This window comes from Haemophilus sp. HMSC061E01, from assembly GCF_001810345.1.
Taxonomy (GTDB): Bacteria; Pseudomonadota; Gammaproteobacteria; order Enterobacterales; family Pasteurellaceae; genus Haemophilus_D.
Genome location: NZ_KV800997.1, coordinates 34,866 through 53,033, shown reverse-complemented (window position 1 = coordinate 53,033; position 18,168 = coordinate 34,866). Strand labels below are relative to the sequence as shown.

General features: G+C 40.2%; 14 protein-coding genes and 4 tRNA genes. 7 read left to right on the top strand and 11 right to left on the bottom strand.

Annotated features, from left to right (window positions below; translation table 11 throughout):
• Window positions 1-136: 136 nt before the first annotated feature.
• The 4 genes from HMPREF2732_RS00445 to HMPREF2732_RS00430 form a co-directional block, all read right to left on the bottom strand.
• Window positions 137-212 (bottom strand) — tRNA-Thr (locus HMPREF2732_RS00445).
• A 3-nt stretch (window positions 213-215) separates the two neighbouring features.
• Window positions 216-290 (bottom strand) — tRNA-Gly (locus HMPREF2732_RS00440).
• 41 nt (window positions 291-331) lie between these two features.
• Window positions 332-416: transfer RNA gene (locus HMPREF2732_RS00435), tRNA-Tyr, on the bottom strand.
• Between the two features lie 30 nt (window positions 417-446).
• Window positions 447-522 (bottom strand) — tRNA-Thr (locus tag HMPREF2732_RS00430).
• A 214-nt stretch (window positions 523-736) separates the two neighbouring features.
• On the opposite strand from HMPREF2732_RS00430, the gene coaA reads away from it, so the two are divergent.
• Complete coding sequence (gene coaA, locus HMPREF2732_RS00425; RefSeq protein WP_005695046.1) at window positions 737-1,672, top strand: type I pantothenate kinase; 936 nt, start codon at window positions 737-739, stop codon at window positions 1,670-1,672.
• Between the two features lie 39 nt (window positions 1,673-1,711).
• On the opposite strand, the gene cydC is transcribed toward coaA, so the two are convergent.
• The 5 genes from cydC to HMPREF2732_RS00400 all read right to left on the bottom strand — a co-directional run bounded on the left by cydC (window position 1,712) and on the right by HMPREF2732_RS00400 (window position 9,420).
• Entirely contained in the window at window positions 1,712-3,370 is a 1,659-nt protein-coding gene (cydC, locus tag HMPREF2732_RS00420) for a thiol reductant ABC exporter subunit CydC (RefSeq protein WP_070589998.1), read from the bottom strand.
• Complete coding sequence (locus HMPREF2732_RS00415) at window positions 3,363-5,108, bottom strand: ABC transporter ATP-binding protein/permease (RefSeq protein WP_070589995.1); 1,746 nt, start codon at window positions 5,106-5,108, stop codon at window positions 3,363-3,365. The genes cydC and HMPREF2732_RS00415 overlap by 8 nt, the downstream gene beginning before the upstream one ends.
• Window positions 5,109-5,360: 252 nt before the next feature.
• Window positions 5,361-7,787: a DNA topoisomerase (ATP-hydrolyzing) subunit B gene (gene gyrB / locus HMPREF2732_RS00410; protein WP_070589992.1), complete on the bottom strand. Its 2,427-nt coding sequence runs from the start codon at window positions 7,785-7,787 to the stop codon at window positions 5,361-5,363.
• 176 nt (window positions 7,788-7,963) lie between these two features.
• Window positions 7,964-8,851 (bottom strand): DUF3137 domain-containing protein, encoded by an 888-nt coding sequence (locus HMPREF2732_RS00405; RefSeq protein WP_070589989.1) that lies wholly within the window; start codon window positions 8,849-8,851, stop codon window positions 7,964-7,966.
• Between the two features lie 11 nt (window positions 8,852-8,862).
• On the bottom strand, window positions 8,863-9,420 hold the full coding sequence (locus tag HMPREF2732_RS00400) for a LemA family protein (RefSeq protein ID WP_261673753.1): 558 nt from the start codon (window positions 9,418-9,420) through the stop codon (window positions 8,863-8,865).
• Window positions 9,421-9,821: 401 nt separating this feature from the next.
• Between HMPREF2732_RS00400 and hybO the strand changes: the two genes are divergently transcribed.
• The 6 genes from hybO (at window position 9,822) to hybE (ending at window position 16,070) form a co-directional block, all read left to right on the top strand.
• Window positions 9,822-10,970, top strand: a complete 1,149-nt coding sequence (hybO, locus tag HMPREF2732_RS00395; RefSeq protein ID WP_005697985.1) for a hydrogenase 2 small subunit — start codon at window positions 9,822-9,824, stop codon at window positions 10,968-10,970.
• Between the two features lie 2 nt (window positions 10,971-10,972).
• Window positions 10,973-12,013 carry a hydrogenase 2 operon protein HybA gene (gene hybA / locus HMPREF2732_RS00390; protein WP_070589986.1) on the top strand — a complete coding sequence of 347 codons (1,041 nt, stop codon included), beginning with the start codon at window positions 10,973-10,975 and terminating at the stop codon, window positions 12,011-12,013.
• Window positions 12,006-13,232, top strand: a complete 1,227-nt coding sequence (gene hybB / locus HMPREF2732_RS00385; protein ID WP_070589981.1) for a Ni/Fe-hydrogenase cytochrome b subunit — start codon at window positions 12,006-12,008, stop codon at window positions 13,230-13,232. The genes hybA and hybB overlap by 8 nt, the downstream gene beginning before the upstream one ends.
• Window positions 13,232-14,941: a hydrogenase 2 large subunit gene (gene hybC, locus HMPREF2732_RS00380; RefSeq protein ID WP_049371972.1), complete on the top strand. Its 1,710-nt coding sequence runs from the start codon at window positions 13,232-13,234 to the stop codon at window positions 14,939-14,941. Before hybB ends, hybC begins: the two co-directional genes overlap by 1 nt.
• Window positions 14,941-15,420, top strand: coding sequence for a HyaD/HybD family hydrogenase maturation endopeptidase (locus tag HMPREF2732_RS00375; protein ID WP_049372989.1), 480 nt, complete (start codon window positions 14,941-14,943; stop codon window positions 15,418-15,420). Before hybC ends, HMPREF2732_RS00375 begins: the two co-directional genes overlap by 1 nt.
• 140 nt (window positions 15,421-15,560) lie before the next feature.
• A complete protein-coding gene (hybE, locus tag HMPREF2732_RS00370; protein ID WP_049372988.1) occupies window positions 15,561-16,070 on the top strand; it encodes a hydrogenase-2 assembly chaperone in 510 nt (169 codons plus the stop codon).
• 110 nt (window positions 16,071-16,180) lie between these two features.
• Here the strand turns inward: hybE and serA are convergent, their stop codons facing one another.
• Together serA and rpiA are read right to left on the bottom strand one after the other, a co-directional pair.
• The gene (gene serA, locus HMPREF2732_RS00365) at window positions 16,181-17,413 is read right to left on the bottom strand and encodes a phosphoglycerate dehydrogenase (RefSeq protein ID WP_049383967.1); all 1,233 of its coding nucleotides are present in this window, start codon (window positions 17,411-17,413) and stop codon (window positions 16,181-16,183) included.
• A gap of 19 nt (window positions 17,414-17,432) precedes the next feature.
• Complete coding sequence (gene rpiA, locus HMPREF2732_RS00360; RefSeq protein ID WP_049383966.1) at window positions 17,433-18,092, bottom strand: ribose-5-phosphate isomerase RpiA; 660 nt, start codon at window positions 18,090-18,092, stop codon at window positions 17,433-17,435.
• Window positions 18,093-18,168 lie beyond the last annotated feature (76 nt).

The following is an 18,168-nucleotide window of genomic DNA, read 5'->3' as shown; positions in this document are numbered from 1 at the left end:
GGTTTTGTACGTTCAAATTTTTCTTTAGACATTTAAAGAGTCCCTCTAAATAGACACGGTTATCGATGGGTAAATTAAACCACATTAACCAATAAAATCATTACTATTTAATAAAGGAAAGAGGAATTTGGAAGGCTGGTGCTGATAGGCGGATTTGAACCGCCGACCTCACCCTTACCAAGGGTGCGCTCTACCAACTGAGCTATATCAGCGTTTGGAGCGGGCAGCGGGAATCGAACCCGCATCATTAGCTTGGAAGGCTAAGGTAATAGCCATTATACGATGCCCGCAGTCCTAAATTCATCTGTCCCATCAGAATTCATTTAGAAAATGGTGGAGGGAGAAGGATTCGAACCTTCGAAGGCTGAGCCAACAGATTTACAGTCTGCCCCCTTTGGCCGCTCGGGAACCCCTCCACGCTAAATGAATACTTGTTTACTAAAGGATGGTGCCGACTACCGGAATCGAACTGGTGACCTACTGATTACAAGTCAGTTGCTCTACCTACTGAGCTAAGTCGGCGTGTTGTAAGCAAGTGAGGCGTATTATATGGAAAATTTTATGCCTGACAAGTTTTTTTTATGAAAAATGCGTTTTTTTTAACTATTCGTCTAATTTACAAGCAAAAAGCCTCATTCTTGCTTTAAAAGTCACCACTTTTAATAAAAAACGATGATCACAACGCATTTATAGGGTATATTTTGTCCAATTTTTTTCACTCTAGATATAAAGCACCGTGGAAATTACTGAACAACTAACGCCCTTTCTGAACTTTAGCCGTCAGCAATGGGCTGAATTAAGAAAATCTGTTCCGCTAAAATTAACGGAGCAAGATCTCAAACCACTTTTAGGTTTTAATGAAGAGCTTTCTCTCGATGAAGTGAGCACCATTTACTTGCCACTCGCACGTCTTATTAACTATTACATTGACGAAAACCTTCGCCGCCAAACCGTTTTGAATCGTTTTCTTGGCGGACAAAGCCCTAAAGTCCCTTACATCATTAGTATCGCGGGTAGTGTTGCGGTTGGGAAAAGTACATCGGCACGTATTTTGCAATCGCTACTAACTCATTGGCCTACTGAACGAAAAGTCGATTTAATCACTACCGATGGTTTCCTGTATCCATTAGAAAAACTGAAAAAAGATGATTTGCTACAGAAAAAAGGCTTCCCTATTTCTTATGATACGGCCAAATTAATTCGTTTTTTAGCTGATATCAAATCAGGCAAGCCATCGGTAAAGTCGCCTATTTATTCTCATCTGACTTACGATATCGTTCCTGATAAATTTGATATTGTCGATCAACCGGATATTTTAATTTTAGAAGGGTTAAATGTTCTCCAAACAGGTTCAAATAAAGCGAATCAAACCTTCGTATCTGATTTTGTGGACTTCTCCATTTATGTTGATGCTGACGAGAATTTACTTAAAGAATGGTACATCAAGCGATTTTTAAAATTCCGCCAAAGTGCTTTCACTAATCCAGATTCCTATTTTAAACATTATGCGAATCTCTCTGAGCAAGAAGCCATTGAAACAGCCAGCAACATTTGGGATAACATTAATGGATTGAATTTAAAACAAAACATTCTGCCAACTCGTGAACGCGCTAATCTGATTCTTAGAAAAGGTGAAAATCACGAAGTTGAGTTAGTGAAATTAAGAAAATAAAAAAGAGCGGTCAATTTGACCGCTCTTTTTCTCACTGCCTTACGACATTCTACCATTCTCAATGCCAATCACCTGATCACAAATAGCCATAGTCGATTGACGATGACTCACAAGAATAATCAATTTTTCTGCTTTCACATTCAATAACGATTTCAAAATCATCGCCTCGTTTAAGCTATCCAAATTACTGGTTGGTTCATCAAGTAAAATAATCGGTGCGTTGTGTAAGAATGCACGAGCAATACCGATACGTTGTTTTTCACCATCAGAGAGGTTACCGCCTAATTCCGTCATTTTCGTTTGATAGCCTTCTGGCAAGCTTAAAATGAAATCATGAATTGATGCTTTCTTCGCTGCTTCCATCATTTCTTCTAACGTGGCATCACGGCGCGCAAGGCGAATATTTTCCTCGATGGTTTCGTTGAAAATATAGGTTTGCTGAGTAATGTACGCTATATTGTCTCGCAAACTACGGGTGTTGATATTCGGTAAAGTTTCGCCGTTAATTTTAATGCTACCCGATTTAGGATCGTAAAAACGCATCAGCAGTTTTAACAGGGTACTTTTACCGCTACCACTTCTGCCGTGAATCCCTAGGATTTCACCCTTTTTCACAGATAAGCTGACATCCGATAAAATTTGTTCTTCACCATAAGCAAAACTTACGTTCTCTACATCAATGCGAGAAACATCTTTTAAATCGACCGCACTTTCTACGTCTTTTAATTCGGGTTCTTCTGCTAGCAAGCTCAATACACGCTCACCTGAAGCCAAGGTTTGTAACAAGTTGCTTGAAAGGTTACTTAACGCAATAACCGGGCCATAGCTCGACATCAATAAAATCACGCCAATTAAAAAGGCAGAAAAATCAATCTTATCTAGACTAAACAAAATTAAGCCGGTGAATAACATAATGATGTTAAACGCCGATACTGCCACTTCAGTGTAAACGCGAACTTTGGCTTCTTGGTCTTTAATGCGCTCAAAAGCCGTATCAATTTTTTGGCTGCGTTGTTGAATTTCATCTAAACGTTGTTTTGCGTAGCCGAAAAGTTGGATCTCTTTCATACCACGCACACTGTCGAGGAAGAAATCATTCATTTCGCCTACTAATTCACGATAGCGTCTACCATCTTCACGCGCTAATTTAGTGGTGATAATGGGTAAAATCACACCTACTGTTAAGTAAGCGGCTAATGCTACAAGTACAAACCAGCCTGAAAGATGCCCAAAAACCAACAATAAAATCGCAGAAGTAAAAAATGCGATCATAATTGGCGCGATGGTGTGCGCATAGAACACTTCGAGCAATTCGATATCATTAGTCACCAAGGACACTAATTGCCCCGCTTGTTTATCTTGCAATTTCACAAAAGCTAAGCGGCGTAAAGACGAAAACACTTTGTCACGCAATAATGCCAATAATTTAAAAGCAATATAGTGCCCTGACATTTGCTCTAAATAACGCAATGCGCCACGAGCCACCGCTAACACGATAAGTGCGATCAAAATTCCAGAAAAACTTAAATGGGTGTCAAAGTTTAATAAATTCACTAAACCCATCGCCCCAAGCACCATAATAAAGATAGCAGCAAGAAAACCGAGCGTTCCCATCGTGATAGTAAACGCCATGATATGCGCCAATGGAGTCACTAATTTCAACAAATGCCCCATCACAACAAAACCATTTTTACGCATTTGCCACCTCTCTAATTTGTTCTAAATCTTTTTGTTGTTGGAACATTTCAGCATACGCACCTTGTTTTTCCATGAGCTCTTTATGTGTGCCTTGCTCAATTAATTTGCCTTGTTCAAGCACATTAATGCAGTCGGCATTCACGGCATTCGCCAAGCGGTGAGAAATCATCACAATGGTTTTCTGTTGTTTAAATTGCTGAATGAACTGCAAAATAATTTCTTCGCTTTCCACATCAATGTTACTGGTCGCTTCGTCAAAAATATAAAGCGCCGCATTGTGTAATAACGCGCGTGCTAAAGCTAAACGTTGAATTTGACCGCCAGATAAATTTGCGCCACGACTTAATAATGGCATATCTAATCCACCATTATCTCGAACGAATTGCGCCAGATTGACTTGTTCTAAACACGCATAAATTTGTTCATCTGTAGCATCGATTTTCGCCATGGTCATATTTTCACGTAGCGTACCTTTAAACACATAACTGCTATGGCTCACCAAAGAGACTTTTTCATAAAACGAATGACGATTAATCTCTTGAATTTCTTGGCCGTTGAATAGAATTTTGCCTTGTAGCGCCTTATTAAAGCCCATTAGCAATGAAACCAAGGTAGATTTACCACAACCACTTTTACCCACAAAGACCGTAAGCTGATTTGGTAAGATGCTTAAATCTAAGCCAACAATCGCAGGCTTCTCTTCACTATAAGAAAAATGCAGATCTTGAATATCCACTTGAATAGCATTTTTCGCTGCAAAATCGACCGCTTGTGTTTGAGTTTCCACGGGCGTATCTAACAATGTGAATATCTTATCTGATGCCGCTTTACCATTCATCGCCACATGGAAGAAAGAACCCAATAAACGAAGTGGAATAAAGAATTCAGAAGAAAGCAGAATAAATAAAATGACACCTAATACAGTTAATTGATCGGCTTGGAATTGCAACAAAGCCGTTAAAATCCCAATTGCTGCACCACCATAAGCAAGTAAATCCATTAGTGATACCGAGTTAAGCTGCATGGTGAGCACTTTCATGGTAATTTTGCGGAAATGTTCCGCTTCTTCATCCATCGCTTTCGCTTTATAAGCATCATCTTGATAGATTTTTAGCGTAATTAAACCCTGTAGGTTATCTAAGAAACTACTGCCTAATCCCACATAAATGGACCAATATTTTGCCAGGAGTTTTTTCGCAATTTTATTCACTGCAATAATCGACATTGGAATCAGCGGCACGCAAATCAGCAAAATTACGGCTGTTTTAAAGCTGAAAAAGATCAGAAAAGCGAAGAGTGTGAGCGGGGCAAGCAAGCTATAAAAAAGCTGAGGTAAATAACGTCCGAAATAGATTTCAAGCTGCTCCACACCTTCTGAAGCCACTTGGATAATGCTTGAAGTAGATTGTTGATTCACTTGGTTAAGCGGCATGGAGGCCAATTTACGATAGATGAGGCTACGCAACTCATGTTTCACTTTCGTACTGGCAAAATAAGAGGCCTGCACCGATTTTTTACCCGCAAAGGCACGCAATGCCAAAGCAGCAACCAAAACGATGCCCAAAATGACCGCACTTATCGGGTCCAATTCGTTAAAATAAGCCGCCTGTAAAATATAAGAGAACACGACGGCACTTATAATCCCACCAATTAACGCCACCCAGTTCCATAACACTGTGATGCCAATCCATTTTTTACTGTCGGCCACCGTGTTAATTAGGCGTTTATCTATCATCATAATGATTACTCCTAAAAACAAAAAAGAAGTACGCACATTACTATGCGTACTTTGCTACCAATCTAACAAATAAAAACGAGTCTATTTCGTATCATTGTCCTTAAACGATAAAAATCGTGAAAATTATAGTAAAGAATAGAAATAAATAATAGATCTAATTGAAAATCATTTCTATTTCTATAAAAGGTAAAAAAATACCGCACTTGATTTCCCTAAGTGCGGTCATTTTTAGTGATATTTTTGAATGTTAGACTAAACGTCTAAGTTTGCTCTTAATGCATTCATTTCGATGAATTCACGGCGAGGCTCAACTTCATCACCCATTAATGTGGTGAAGAGTTGGTCTGCTGCAACAGCATCTTTAATCGATACTTTTAACATACGACGAGCATTTGGATCCATGGTGGTTTCCCAAAGTTGCTCAGCGTTCATTTCACCTAACCCTTTATAACGTTGGATTTCTAAGCCACGACGAGATTCTTTCATCAACCATTCAACAGCTTGTTCAAATGATTGAACAGGTTGTGTTTTTTCACCACGTGTGACGTAAGCGCCCTCTTCTAGTAAGCCATTAACTTGCTGACCGAATGTAGAAATCTTCGCAAATTCATTGCCGGTCACAAAATCAAAGTTGATGAAGTAATCGGTATCAATACCGTGTTTACGAACGGTAATGACGGCTTCATATACTTGGCGTTCGCTGTTAAATTGCGTTCTCGCTGAATATAAATGAGCTTCTGTTTCTTTTTCTGTTAAGTATGCCACAAAAGCATTCGCCCAATTTTCGACCGCACTTTCATTACGCATTAACTCAACGGTTAATTGTGGTTGGTAAACCAAACCTTGTAATAATGGCTCTGGATAGTAACGACTTAAGCGCGTAATTAATTTCTGAACATTGTTATATTCACTCACTAATTTCTCGAACACTAAATCATTCATTGCTGGTGCATTAGCACTGATGTGCAACGCTGCGCCATCAAGTGCAAGCATTAATTCATATTGCACCATTTCGTCGTTATCTTTGATGTAACGCTCTTGTTTACCTTTTTTCACTTTATAAAGTGGCGGCTGAGCAATATACACGTAACCACGCTCAATTAATTCTGGCATTTGACGATAGAAGAAGGTCAACAATAACGTACGAATGTGTGAACCGTCCACGTCCGCATCGGTCATGATAATGATGTGGTGGTAACGTAATTTATCTGGATTATATTCATCGCGGCCAATACCACAGCCAAGCGCTGTAATTAATGTGCCCACTTCTTGAGAAGAAAGCATTTTGTCAAAACGTGCTTTTTCAACGTTAAGAATTTTACCTTTTAATGGCAGAATCGCTTGGGTTTTACGATCACGACCTGATTTTGCCGAACCACCCGCAGAATCCCCCTCCACGAGGTAAAGTTCTGAAAGTGCTGGGTCTTTTTCTTGGCAGTCCGCTAATTTACCTGGAAGACCTGCAATATCTAATGCGCCTTTACGACGGGTCATTTCACGTGCTTTACGTGCTGCTTCACGTGCACGTGCGGCAGTAATAATTTGATTTACAATGATTTTCGCATCGGCTGGATTTTCTAATAAATATTCCTGCATACGCTCATTCATGGCAGATTCAACCGCACTTTTCACTTCAGAAGACACTAATTTGTCTTTTGTTTGTGAAGAGAATTTAGGATCTGGCACTTTCACCGAAATAATCGCCACCAAACCTTCACGCGCGTCGTCACCTGATGTGCTCACTTTCTCTTTTTTCAGTAACCCTTCGCTTTCCATATAGTTATTTAAGCTGCGCGTTAATGCACCACGGAAACCGGCTAAGTGTGTACCACCATCACGTTGTGGAATGTTATTGGTAAAGCAATAAACGTTTTCATTCACGCCATCATTCCATTGCAATGCGACTTCCACACCAATGCCGTCTTTTTCAGCTGAAAAATAGAATGGTTTTGGGTGAATTGGATTTTTATTTTTATTTAAATATTCAACGAACGCTTGAATACCACCTTCATAATGGAAGTGATCTTCCGTGCCATCCCGTTTATCGATTAAACGAATGGATACACCAGAGTTTAAGAATGAAAGCTCACGTAAGCGTTTTGCTAAAATTTTGTAATCAAAAGTTGTAATTGCAAAGATTTCTGGACTTGGCCAGAAACGCACCGTTGTACCCGTCGCTTGAGTTTCACCGATAACGGTTAAAGGCCCTTGAGGCTCACCTAAGTGGTAGAATTGCTCGTGCACATGACCTTGGCGACGAATAGTTAATTGCAATTTATCAGAAAGTGCATTTACTACCGAAACACCTACGCCGTGTAAACCGCCTGATACTTTATAAGAGTTATCATCGAATTTACCACCTGCATGAAGCACTGTCATAATAACTTCTGCCGCAGAAACACCTTCTTCTGGGTGAATATCTACTGGAATACCACGGCCGTCATCTTGTACGGAAACAGAATTGTCATCATGAATAGTAACAATAATATCGGAACAATAACCGGCAAGCGCTTCATCAATCGCGTTATCCACTACCTCAAACACCATATGGTGTAGGCCTGTTCCATCATCGGTATCCCCAATATACATGCCCGGACGTTTCCGAACCGCATCAAGCCCTTTTAAGACTTTAATACTTGATGCGCCATAAGCATTTTCTGTAACCGGTGTTTCTGACATAGTTTTTCTCTATTTTGTAATGAAAATTGTGCGGAATTATAGCAAAAAACTGACTATTTTGCGAAATAAAAGTGCGGTCAAAATTTTCGCTGTTTAAAAACCAATAAACAAGTACATAGCATATAAAACAAAAAGACGAGTTTTTATCTAAACTCGTCTTTTTTATTATTTAACACTTATTTCCAAATATGGTTATTTAACCCGAGTTCTTTCACCATATCTGTGAAACCTTTGATACTCGAAATATAATCACGGATCGTATCGTCTTCCAGCAATGACTTTTCAAAAGACGGCTCAAAACTATTCTTTCCTAAATTAACTGCAATAATCACTTCTCGGTTACGAAGCACCATCGAAATAGGGCAATTAAATTTCTCTCTCAATCCGCAAAAACGTTCCATTAACTTAGGTGATAAGGCATATCTGGCTAAGATTTGATCTTCCGTAAACACATCAAAGTAACGATTAAAAGATGGATTATCCATTAGAGCAATCTCACCTTCTTTTCTTAAACCCGCTTCCTTCTTATCACAAACATAAACCCAATGAGCCAGTTCTTTAGGAAAAGTGGCTTTAAATAAAATGCCTTGAAAATTCTGAGCGCCTAATGCCTTAACTGATTTCTCTTTCAAGGACATGTTAAATGCTGAAAAATCACAGATTTCAACTTCAGTTTGGTTAAACTCACCAAAAATTAAATCCTCACTACGGAATGTCGCGGGACCACTATCATAAACGGAGAGGAAATCAGCAATACTCAGACCTCTATCAGCGTTAAAGTGGAAACCAAATTCCTGGACAATTGTATTAATCACTCGAGTTTTAAATTCTGCAATAAAACGCTTATATTTAAAAAATAAATGACGAAAAGAGTAAATGAGCACACCAAGGATCAATGCAGTACTTAATAGATACCCGTTCCCTATCGTTCCGATGAGGAAAAATAATCCAACGCATAGCATAATTATCCATTTATTGATGAGTGATTTTATGGCTAGACGTTCCTCATCTAATTTTTCCAATCCAAGAAAACGAATCCCTTCAATCTCTTTTGGTGTATTCATGGTTTTTCCACTTATTGTTTAAATAAATTACTCACATTAGGCACTTCAGCTTCATTCTGAGGAATATCGAAAAATGTTCCCTTCTGGAAATTAAACAAGTTTGCGATTAAATTTGACGGGAACATTTCCACCGCATTGTTATACTCTTCAACTGCTGAATTATAAGTACGTCTAGCTGCAGAGATTTGCTCTTCGACATCGCTAAGTACGGTCTGAATCTGCATAAGGTTTTGATTGGCCTTGAGATCAGGGTAATTTTCTAGACGAACCTGTAAATTACGCAATAATCCTGAAATTTCATTATTGAGTTGGAATTTTTCACTTGTAGAATGGGCTGATTTAGCGCTTTCGCGTAACGTCACGATTCGCTCAAGCAAGCTACGCTCATGCGACATATATTCCTTTGCTGTGGCAACAAGGTTTGGCAACAAATCATAACGACGCTTTAACTGAACATCCACACTGGCTTCAACACTGCTCACCTGATTACGTTTTCTAATCAATTTGTTATACATTGAAATAGTGAAAGCTAAACCTAGAAGTAAAATACCCACGACTATATTCATCATTATTTCTCCATAGAAAATTATCCCTGCTCAGTATAGGGAAAAATGTAATAAAATCTATTCACTTAGACAATATTTTGTTGATAAAAATCAATAAAACCAAGAATTTAGTTTTGTCCCCCCCTCTCAGATCACACAAAAGTGCGGTTAATTTTTCACAAAGTTTTTGTGAGCCTAAATCCTAGCTTTTTTATTGTGATTTAGTGTACAAAAAATATACTCTAAGTGGATGCAATGCTAATAAATAACAATCATTCTCAACAATTAAGCAAAAACAATCACTTACCCACTTATTTTGTAAGAAAAATAAGGATATTTTTGATTACGATCAAATAAATTTCCCGCATCAGGGCATATCATGGTCAGATTAACCATACAAGTAACGTGCCAATTGGAGTGATTATATGCAACGAAGTGATGGATTATTTTCTGCTTTAGCAGAAGTTTCCCGTCGGGATTTTATGAAGTTATGTACCGCACTTGCGGCGACTATGGGGTTAAGTTCAAAGGCAGGTGCAGAAATGACCGCTGCTTTAACCGAACCTAAACGTCCACCAGTATTATGGATTGGTGCGCAAGAATGTACGGGTTGTACTGAATCCTTGCTACGCGCGACCCACCCAACAGTAGAAAACTTGGTATTGGAAATGATTTCCTTAGAATACCACGAAACTCTTTCTGCAGCCTTTGGGGAACAAGCTGAAGATAACAAACACAATGCAATTAAACAGTATTATGGAAAATATGTTTTAGTCGTAGATGGATCTATTCCGGTAAAAGACGGCGGCGTCTATTGTATGGTAGCAGGCAAACCGATTGTAGAACACATCCAAGAAGCAGCTAAAGGGGCTGCCGCAATTATTGCGATCGGTTCTTGTGCAGCATGGGGCGGCGTACCTTCTAGCGGTGGCAACCCAACTGGTGCAAGCAGCTTGTCTGAAGTATTACCAAAAGGCACTCCGGTGATTAATATTCCAGGTTGTCCACCAAATCCACACAACTTCCTTGCAACTGTCGCTTATATTCTTACTTATAAGAAACTACCCGCAATGGACAAATTAAATCGTCCATTATTCGCTTACGATCGCTTAATTCATGAAAACTGCTATCGTCGCCCGCACTTTGATGCAGGTCGCTTCGCTAAAGAATACGGCGATTATGGTCACCGCAACGGTTGGTGTTTGTATCATCTCGGTTGTAAAGGACCAGAAACTTACGGTAACTGCTCTACTTTGGAATTCTGTGATGTCGGCGGTAATAACTGGCCGGTTGGTATCGGGCACCCTTGCTATGGTTGTAACGAAAAAGGCGTCGGCTTTACCAAAGGTATTTTCCAATTAGCGGGCGTAGAAAACCCAACGCCACGTGTTGAAAAACCAGATGTTAATAATACCGAAGGTTCAGGTGCAACTATGACCGCTATTGGTTTATTAGGTGGTGCCGCTGCAATCCTAGCCGGTGTGAGTGTTGTGACCTTACGCGAATTAAGCGCTCAACATAAAGCCCGTTCTGAAGCTAAAGCAGCAGAGAAAGAACAACATACAGGTAAATAATAATGGATAGACGAAAATTTCTAAAAGCAGGTATGCTTGGCGGAATCGCTTCCTCCTTGCCTGTGTCGAGTGCGCAGGCAACGGAAACGGTTGAGCCCATTCCTGGCGCACTAGGAATGCTTTACGACTCTACCCTTTGCGTAGGTTGTCAAGCATGCGTGGCTGAATGTCAAAACGTAAACCACACACCCGTGAACCCAAAAGGTGATCAAACTTGGTCAAATAACGACAAACTCACCCCATTTACTCGTAACGTGATTCAAGTATGGAGTGATGGTGACGGCACAAATAAAGACAAAACAGAAAACGGCTATGCTTACGTGAAAAAACAATGTATGCATTGTGTTGACCCTAACTGTGTTGCGGTTTGCCCGGTTCAAGCACTTACCAAAGATCCAAAAACCGGTATCGTAAAATATGATCCCGATATCTGTACTGGGTGCCGTTATTGCATGGTAGGTTGTCCGTTTGATGTACCAAAATACGACTATGACAATCCATTCGGTGAAATCAGCAAATGTGAACTCTGTAACCAAAAAGGTGTTGAACGTTTAGATAAAGGCGAATTACCTGGTTGCTGTCATGTTTGTCCAACTGGCGCCATTATTTTTGGTACACGTGAAGAATTATTGGCTGAAGCTAAACGTCGTTTAAGCTTATTACGTGGTACTGAATATGATTACCCACGTCAACACGTAAATAGTACAGATAAATACCGTGCTACCGTACCGGCATATCAATATCATATCTACGGTGAAAAAGAAGGTGGTGGTACACAGGTGCTCGCCTTAAGTGGTGTACCTTTTGCTAATCTTGGTTTACCAGACTTAGATGAAGTTGCGACAGGTTCTCGTGCGGCGCATTTACAACACTTCTTGTATCGCGGTTTAGCCTTACCGTTAGTGGCACTTGCTGGTTTAACCTTTATGACTTACAAAAATATGCATGGCGATAAAATCGCTGAGCGTATTGCAGCACAAAAAGAAGCCATGCGTCAGGCACGCAAGGAAATGGAAGAAGCGGAGGATGAGCATCATGAGTAATCCACGTCCAGTAGGCGGTCGACTTGTTTCTGCCGCAATTCTCTTTTTTGCACCACTTGCCGTGCTTTGCGTTTTATTAATTTTAAAACGTTTAGTGTTTGGTATCGGTTCTGTAACCGCACTTAACGGCGGTTATCCTTGGGGTTTATGGATTGCCTTCGACTTACTTGTTGGTACAGGCTTTGCCTGTGGCGGTTGGGCATTAGCTTGGACCGTGTATATTTTCAATAAAGGGAAATATCACGCCCTTGTACGCCCAGCATTGCTTGCAAGTTTATTCGGTTATTCACTCGGTGGCCTATCTATCACCATTGATATGGGTCGTTATTGGCATTTACCTTATTTCTACATTCCAGGCCAGTTCAACACGAACTCTGTTCTATTTGAAACAGCATTTTGTATGACGGTGTATATCATCGTAGTGACCCTAGAATTTGCCCCTGTATGGCTTGGTTTCTTCGGCTTGAAAAAATGGTTTAATAAACTGAATAAAATCATGTTTTTCATTATTGCCTTGGGTGCCTTGTTACCAATGATGCACCAATCTTCAATGGGTTCCTTGATGATTGTAGCTGGTCACAAAGTCCATCCGGTATGGCAAAGCTATGAAGCACTACCAATTCTCTCCTTGCTGACTGCTTTCATTATGGGCTTCTCTATTGTGATTTTTGAGGGGTCTTTAGTTAAAGCGGGTCTTGCAGGAAAAACACCAGATGAACGTCATTTATTTACTCAATTAGCACGCGTTACCGCAGGATTAATTTTCTGTTTCTTAGCGGTGCGTTTTGGTGAGTTGATTTATCACGACAAACTGCAAATGGTTATGGGTTTCGATAAATTAACTAAATTTGAAGCATGGATGTTCTGGATGGAAGTTTGGTTGATGGTATTACCATTGCTGACCCTCTTCCTTGGGGAGAAAAAATCAGATTCCCGTTGGTTATTTATTTCGGCATTAAGCATGTTACTCGGTGCAGCATTATGGCGTATGAACTATTCGCTTATCATGTATAATCCGGGCAACGGCTATCAATATTTTCCATCTGCGGAAGAATTGCTTATTTCAATCGGTTTCGTATCTATTGAAGTATGTGCCTATATTTTAATCATTCGTTTATTCCCTGTATTACCGGTATTTAAAGAAAAACATACCGAAGACTCAGAAAAAATTATTGCCGAAAAAGCGGCATTCAGCCAAAAAGTTAGCGGAGCAGAATAATGTCAGAAAAAAAACGTATCTCAATTGACCCAATTACCCGTATTGAGGGTCATTTACGTATTGATTGCGAAATTGAAAACGGTGTTGTCACCAATGCTTGGTCATCCGGTACCATGTGGCGCGGTATGGAAAATATCGTAAAAGGTGCAGACCCACGTGATGCATGGATGATTATGCAACGTATTTGTGGTGTATGTACCACAGTACACGCGATTATCAGTGTGCGTGCTGTAGAAGATGCTATCGGTGCTAAAGTACCTGTCAATGCACAATACATTCGTAACATGATTCTAGCTGCACACAGCATTCACGACCATATCGTGCATTTCTATCAACTCTCTGCGATGGACTGGGTGGATATCACCGCTGCACTAAAAGCTGATCCTGAAAAAGCGGCAGATATGCTAAAAGGTGTCTCTACATGGTCATTAAACAGTGCTAACGAATTCCGCAACGTACAGAAAAAAATCCAAGCATTAGTGGATAGCGGACAACTTGGTATTTTCGCTAACGGTTACTTCGGTCATGCAGCAATGAAACTTCCACCAGAAGTAAACCTCATTGCCGTCGCACACTATTTGCAAGCCCTTGAATGTCAACGTGATGCTAACCGCGTGGTGGCATTACTTGGTAGTAAAACACCACATATTCAAAACTTGGCGATTGGTGGCGTAGCAAACCCAATTAACTTAGATTCCCAAGCGGTACTAAACCAAGAACGTCTCATGTTCGTGAAAGCTTGTATCGATCGCTTAACTGACTTCATTAACCAAGTGTATAAAGTAGATGCGGCAGTATTTGCGGCTTACTATCCTGAATGGTTAAGCTTAGGTAAAACATCAGGCAACTACTTATCTGTACCTGAATACCCAATTGATGCAGATAACTCTAAATTCATGTTGAAAGGTGGTTATATCGAAAACGGCGATTTATCAACTTTCCGTGCAATCGACCAACAAAAAGATGAGTTCGTTGTAAAAGGCATTAAAGAGAGTGGTAAACACGCTTGGTACGAAGATGATGAGCCATTAGAACCTTGGGCAGGCTTAACTCGTCCGAAATATACCGGCTGGCAAGATGATGGTAAATACTCTTGGGTAAAAGCACCAACCTTCTACGGTAAAGTTGTCGAAGTGGGTCCTCTCGCCTATTTAATGTGTGGTTTGGCTGCGAATGACACGCCAACTGTCAACCACTTCAATGAATTAAAAGGCATTTATGAAAAATTGACTGGTAACACGTTAACCACCGATCAATTACATTCTACCCTTGGACGTATTATCGGTCGTACCGTGCATTGCTGTGCGATCAACGACATTTTAAGTGCTCAATGGCAAATGCTCATTGATAATATCGCTAAAGGTGATATGACGGCGTATATCAAAACAGATATTCCAGCAAGCGGTGAATTCCGTGGTGTTGGTTTCGGTGAAGTACCACGTGGTATGCTTTCTCACTGGGTTGTGATCAAAGACGGTCGCATTGAAAACTACCAAGCAGTTGTACCATCTACATGGAATGCAGGTCCACGTAACGAACAAGACCAAATGGGCCCTTATGAGCTTTCCATTATTGGTACACCGGTGGCAGATCCAACTAAACCGTTAGAAGTGGTCAGAACCATTCACTCTTTCGACCCTTGTATGTCCTGTGCCGTGCATGTCGTTAATACCGAAAGCGGTGAAGTGACTGAAGTGAAGGTGTTGTAATGAAGCCATTAATTCTTGGCGTTGGCAATATTTTGTTAAGCGATGAAGGTGTCGGTGTGCGTGTTGTGCAGGAGCTTGAAAAACGCCCTGAAATTCAACCGCACTTTGACGTCATCGATGGTGGTACTTGTGGCATGGAATTACTGGATGCGATGGCAAATCGCGAGCATTTGATTATTGTCGATGCCGTGCTTGCTAATAAACAGCCAGGTGAGATTGTCGTGTTACATGACGAGCAAGTACCAACCTTTTTCTCTCGTAAAATTTCGCCACACCAACTCGGCATTTGTGATGTACTTTCTGCAATGAAATTAACGGACGAATTTCCCAAACACCTTTGTCTCATCGGCATCCAACCAGAGTCGCTAGAGTCTGGAATTGGTTTAACGGAAACGATAAAAAACGTGTTGCCAAAGGTTTTTGAAACGTTAAATCAAGTCATTAAGGAATACGGCTTAAATCTAGATTCCCCTCTTTAGAAAAGAGGGACTGGGGGAGATTTGACTTAATTAATCGAGACAAGTGTTAAATCTCCCCTAACCCCTCTTTACAAAAGAGGGGAATTTTCTTTAAGGTTTCGCCAGAATTCTTTAATCTTATTAATATTGAAAAATAAACCATGTATAGACACGAAAAAACACCTGAAAACTCTACCGCACTTTTAACCTCTGTTACTGGCTTTGAAGAAAACCCAACGGAGATTTTCCTTGCCGAAATGCAAAACATTGTACCTGAAATGCAAGATCTCCCTTTTTATCACAAAGGCGTCGAATGTTTCTGCCCTAAATTTGTTTTATTCGAAGACCAATGGATTGGCACAGTATTAACCCCGTGGATGATGAGTGTGGTGATTCTACCTGGCCCTCAACAACAATGGGAACCACGTGAATTAGGTGATAAACTCACTGTACAACTACCGTACAAAGCACTCACTTTCACCGTTAGTAGTGTTGAAAATGTACCGCAATATTTAAGTTGCTCTTTACATTCACCACTCGACCCGAATCTGACTAACGAACAAGCGGTTCAACTTACACAAGATTGTTTGCGTATGGTTTTATCCATCCCAACCGCACAGCCGACATTTAATTCTGATCGCCGTAATCTATTTAAGGCCATGATCAAATAAATGTTATCTGCAAACAGTTAATAAAAATGGGCAAAGTAAAATAACTTACTTTGCCCATTTTGCTTTGCATCCCGCACAAAGTGCGGTCAATTTTTGCTTAATTTTTCACATTAATACAGCACACGTGCTTTAATTGTGCCTTCAATCTCACGGAGTTTGGCTAACAATGGTGATGCATCATCTGTTTCAACATCTATCACAACATAACCAATTTTCGGATCGGTTTGCAGATATTGCGCTGCAATATTGAGATTGGCTTCGACGAAAATTTGGTTCAGTTTGTTTAATACACCTGGGCGGTTTTCGTGAATGTGAAGTAAACGTTTTGCACTGACGTGTTCTGGTAAAGAAACTTCTGGGAAATTCACGGAAGAAAGAGTTGAGCCGTTATCTGAATATTTCACAAATTTACCCGCGACTTCAAAACCAATGTTTTCTTGTGCTTCCGCGGTTGAACCACCGATATGCGGGGTTAAAATCACATTATCGAATTTACGTAATGGAGAAATAAACTCTTCATTGATTGAAGCAGGTTCAACAGGGAATACGTCAACCGCTGCACCACGAACTTTACCTTGCTCAAGCGCAGCTGCTAAAGCATCAATATCCACTACCGTACCACGTGCTGCATTGATTAAAATAGAATCTTGTTTTAATTGTGCAATACGTTCAGCACTCATTAAATTACGAGTTGAAGGTAAATCTGGTACATGAAGCGAAATCACATCACAAGAGCCCAATAACTCTTCAAGTGTATGTAATTGTTTTGCATTACCCAATGGTAATTTATTTTCAATATCGTAGAAATATACTTCCATCCCTAGAGATTCCGCAATAATACTTAATTGCGAACCGATATGGCCGTAACCCACAATACCGAGTTTTTTACCACGCACTTCATGAGACCCCACTGCCGATTTATTCCATAAACCACGATGCACATCTGCATTCGCTTGAGGAATATTGCGCATTAAGAGCAAAATCTCACCCAACACTAATTCAGCTACAGAACGTGTATTGGAGAACGGTGCATTAAATACTGGAATCCCACGCATTTTTGCTGCATTAAGATCCACTTGGTTGGTACCGATACAGAAACAGCCAATAGCAATAAGCTTCGGTGCAGCTTCAATCATTTCTGCAGTTAATTGGGTACGTGAACGTAAGCCAATAAAATGCGCATCTTTAATCGCTTCTTTTAGCTCATCACCATCTAAAGCTTTTTTGTAAAAGTCGATATTAGTGTAGCCCGCCGCATGCAAGGTATCTAATGCACTTTGGTGCACGCCTTCTAATAGCACAAATTTAATTTTTGATTTGTCGAGTGAGACTTTGTTTGTCATGTTTGCTTCCTTATTTTTATTAATCAATAATTTTTGCGCCGTCTGGTGTACCAACAATCACAATATCCGCCCCACGTAAGGCAAAAATACCATTTGTTACCACACCGGCTATGTTATTCAATTCTTTTTCCATTTCCACTGGATTTAAAATGGCGAAGTTATGTACATCTAAAATCACGTTACCGTTATCAGTCACCACGCCTTCACGATATTCTGGCGCGCCACCAAGAGAAACTAATTTACGACCAACTTGTGAACGAGCCATTGGAATCACTTCTACTGGCAATGGGAATGTGCTGCCTAACACATCCACTTGTTTACTAGAATCCACGATACAAATAAATTTTTTTGCTAAAGCGGCCACAATTTTTTCACGAGTCAGTGCCGCACCGCCGCCTTTGATCATCATTTTTTGTGGATTGATTTCATCTGCGCCATCCACATAAATATCTAAACTGGATACATCGTTAGCATTAAACACTTCAATGCCCTGTTTACGTAATAATTCTTCTGAGGCTTTAGATGCTGCTACCGCGCCTTGAATTTGATCTTTTAATTCTCCTAAGGCTTCAATAAAACAATTCACTGTTGAACCACTTCCCACGCCAACAATGGTATCGGGCTTAACATATTTTAACGCCGCACGTGCCGCTAATTTTTTCATTTCTAATTGGTCCATTTTTCTCTCCCTTTTAAATCGTGGATACAACGTAAACGTTTGCTTTACTTTAATACGACACTATTAAATAAACAAG

What these genes read in the sequence shown, in the direction of transcription:
- cydC (WP_070589998.1), bottom strand. Translation starts at nt 3,370, where the DNA reads ATGCGTAAAAATGGTTTTGTTGTGATGGGGCATTTGTTGAAATTAGTG.
- HMPREF2732_RS00415 (WP_070589995.1), bottom strand. Translation starts at nt 5,108, where the DNA reads ATGATGATAGATAAACGCCTAATTAACACGGTGGCCGACAGTAAAAAA.
- gyrB (WP_070589992.1), bottom strand. Translation starts at nt 7,787, where the DNA reads ATGTCAGAAACACCGGTTACAGAAAATGCTTATGGCGCATCAAGTATT.
- HMPREF2732_RS00405 (WP_070589989.1), bottom strand. Translation starts at nt 8,851, where the DNA reads ATGAATACACCAAAAGAGATTGAAGGGATTCGTTTTCTTGGATTGGAA.
- HMPREF2732_RS00400 (WP_261673753.1), bottom strand. Translation starts at nt 9,420, where the DNA reads ATGATGAATATAGTCGTGGGTATTTTACTTCTAGGTTTAGCTTTCACT.
- hybO (WP_005697985.1), top strand. Translation starts at nt 9,822, where the DNA reads ATGCAACGAAGTGATGGATTATTTTCTGCTTTAGCAGAAGTTTCCCGT.
- hybA (WP_070589986.1), top strand. Translation starts at nt 10,973, where the DNA reads ATGGATAGACGAAAATTTCTAAAAGCAGGTATGCTTGGCGGAATCGCT.
- hybB (WP_070589981.1), top strand. Translation starts at nt 12,006, where the DNA reads ATGAGTAATCCACGTCCAGTAGGCGGTCGACTTGTTTCTGCCGCAATT.
- hybC (WP_049371972.1), top strand. Translation starts at nt 13,232, where the DNA reads ATGTCAGAAAAAAAACGTATCTCAATTGACCCAATTACCCGTATTGAG.
- HMPREF2732_RS00375 (WP_049372989.1), top strand. Translation starts at nt 14,941, where the DNA reads ATGAAGCCATTAATTCTTGGCGTTGGCAATATTTTGTTAAGCGATGAA.
- hybE (WP_049372988.1), top strand. Translation starts at nt 15,561, where the DNA reads ATGTATAGACACGAAAAAACACCTGAAAACTCTACCGCACTTTTAACC.
- serA (WP_049383967.1), bottom strand. Translation starts at nt 17,413, where the DNA reads ATGACAAACAAAGTCTCACTCGACAAATCAAAAATTAAATTTGTGCTA.
- rpiA (WP_049383966.1), bottom strand. Translation starts at nt 18,092, where the DNA reads ATGGACCAATTAGAAATGAAAAAATTAGCGGCACGTGCGGCGTTAAAA.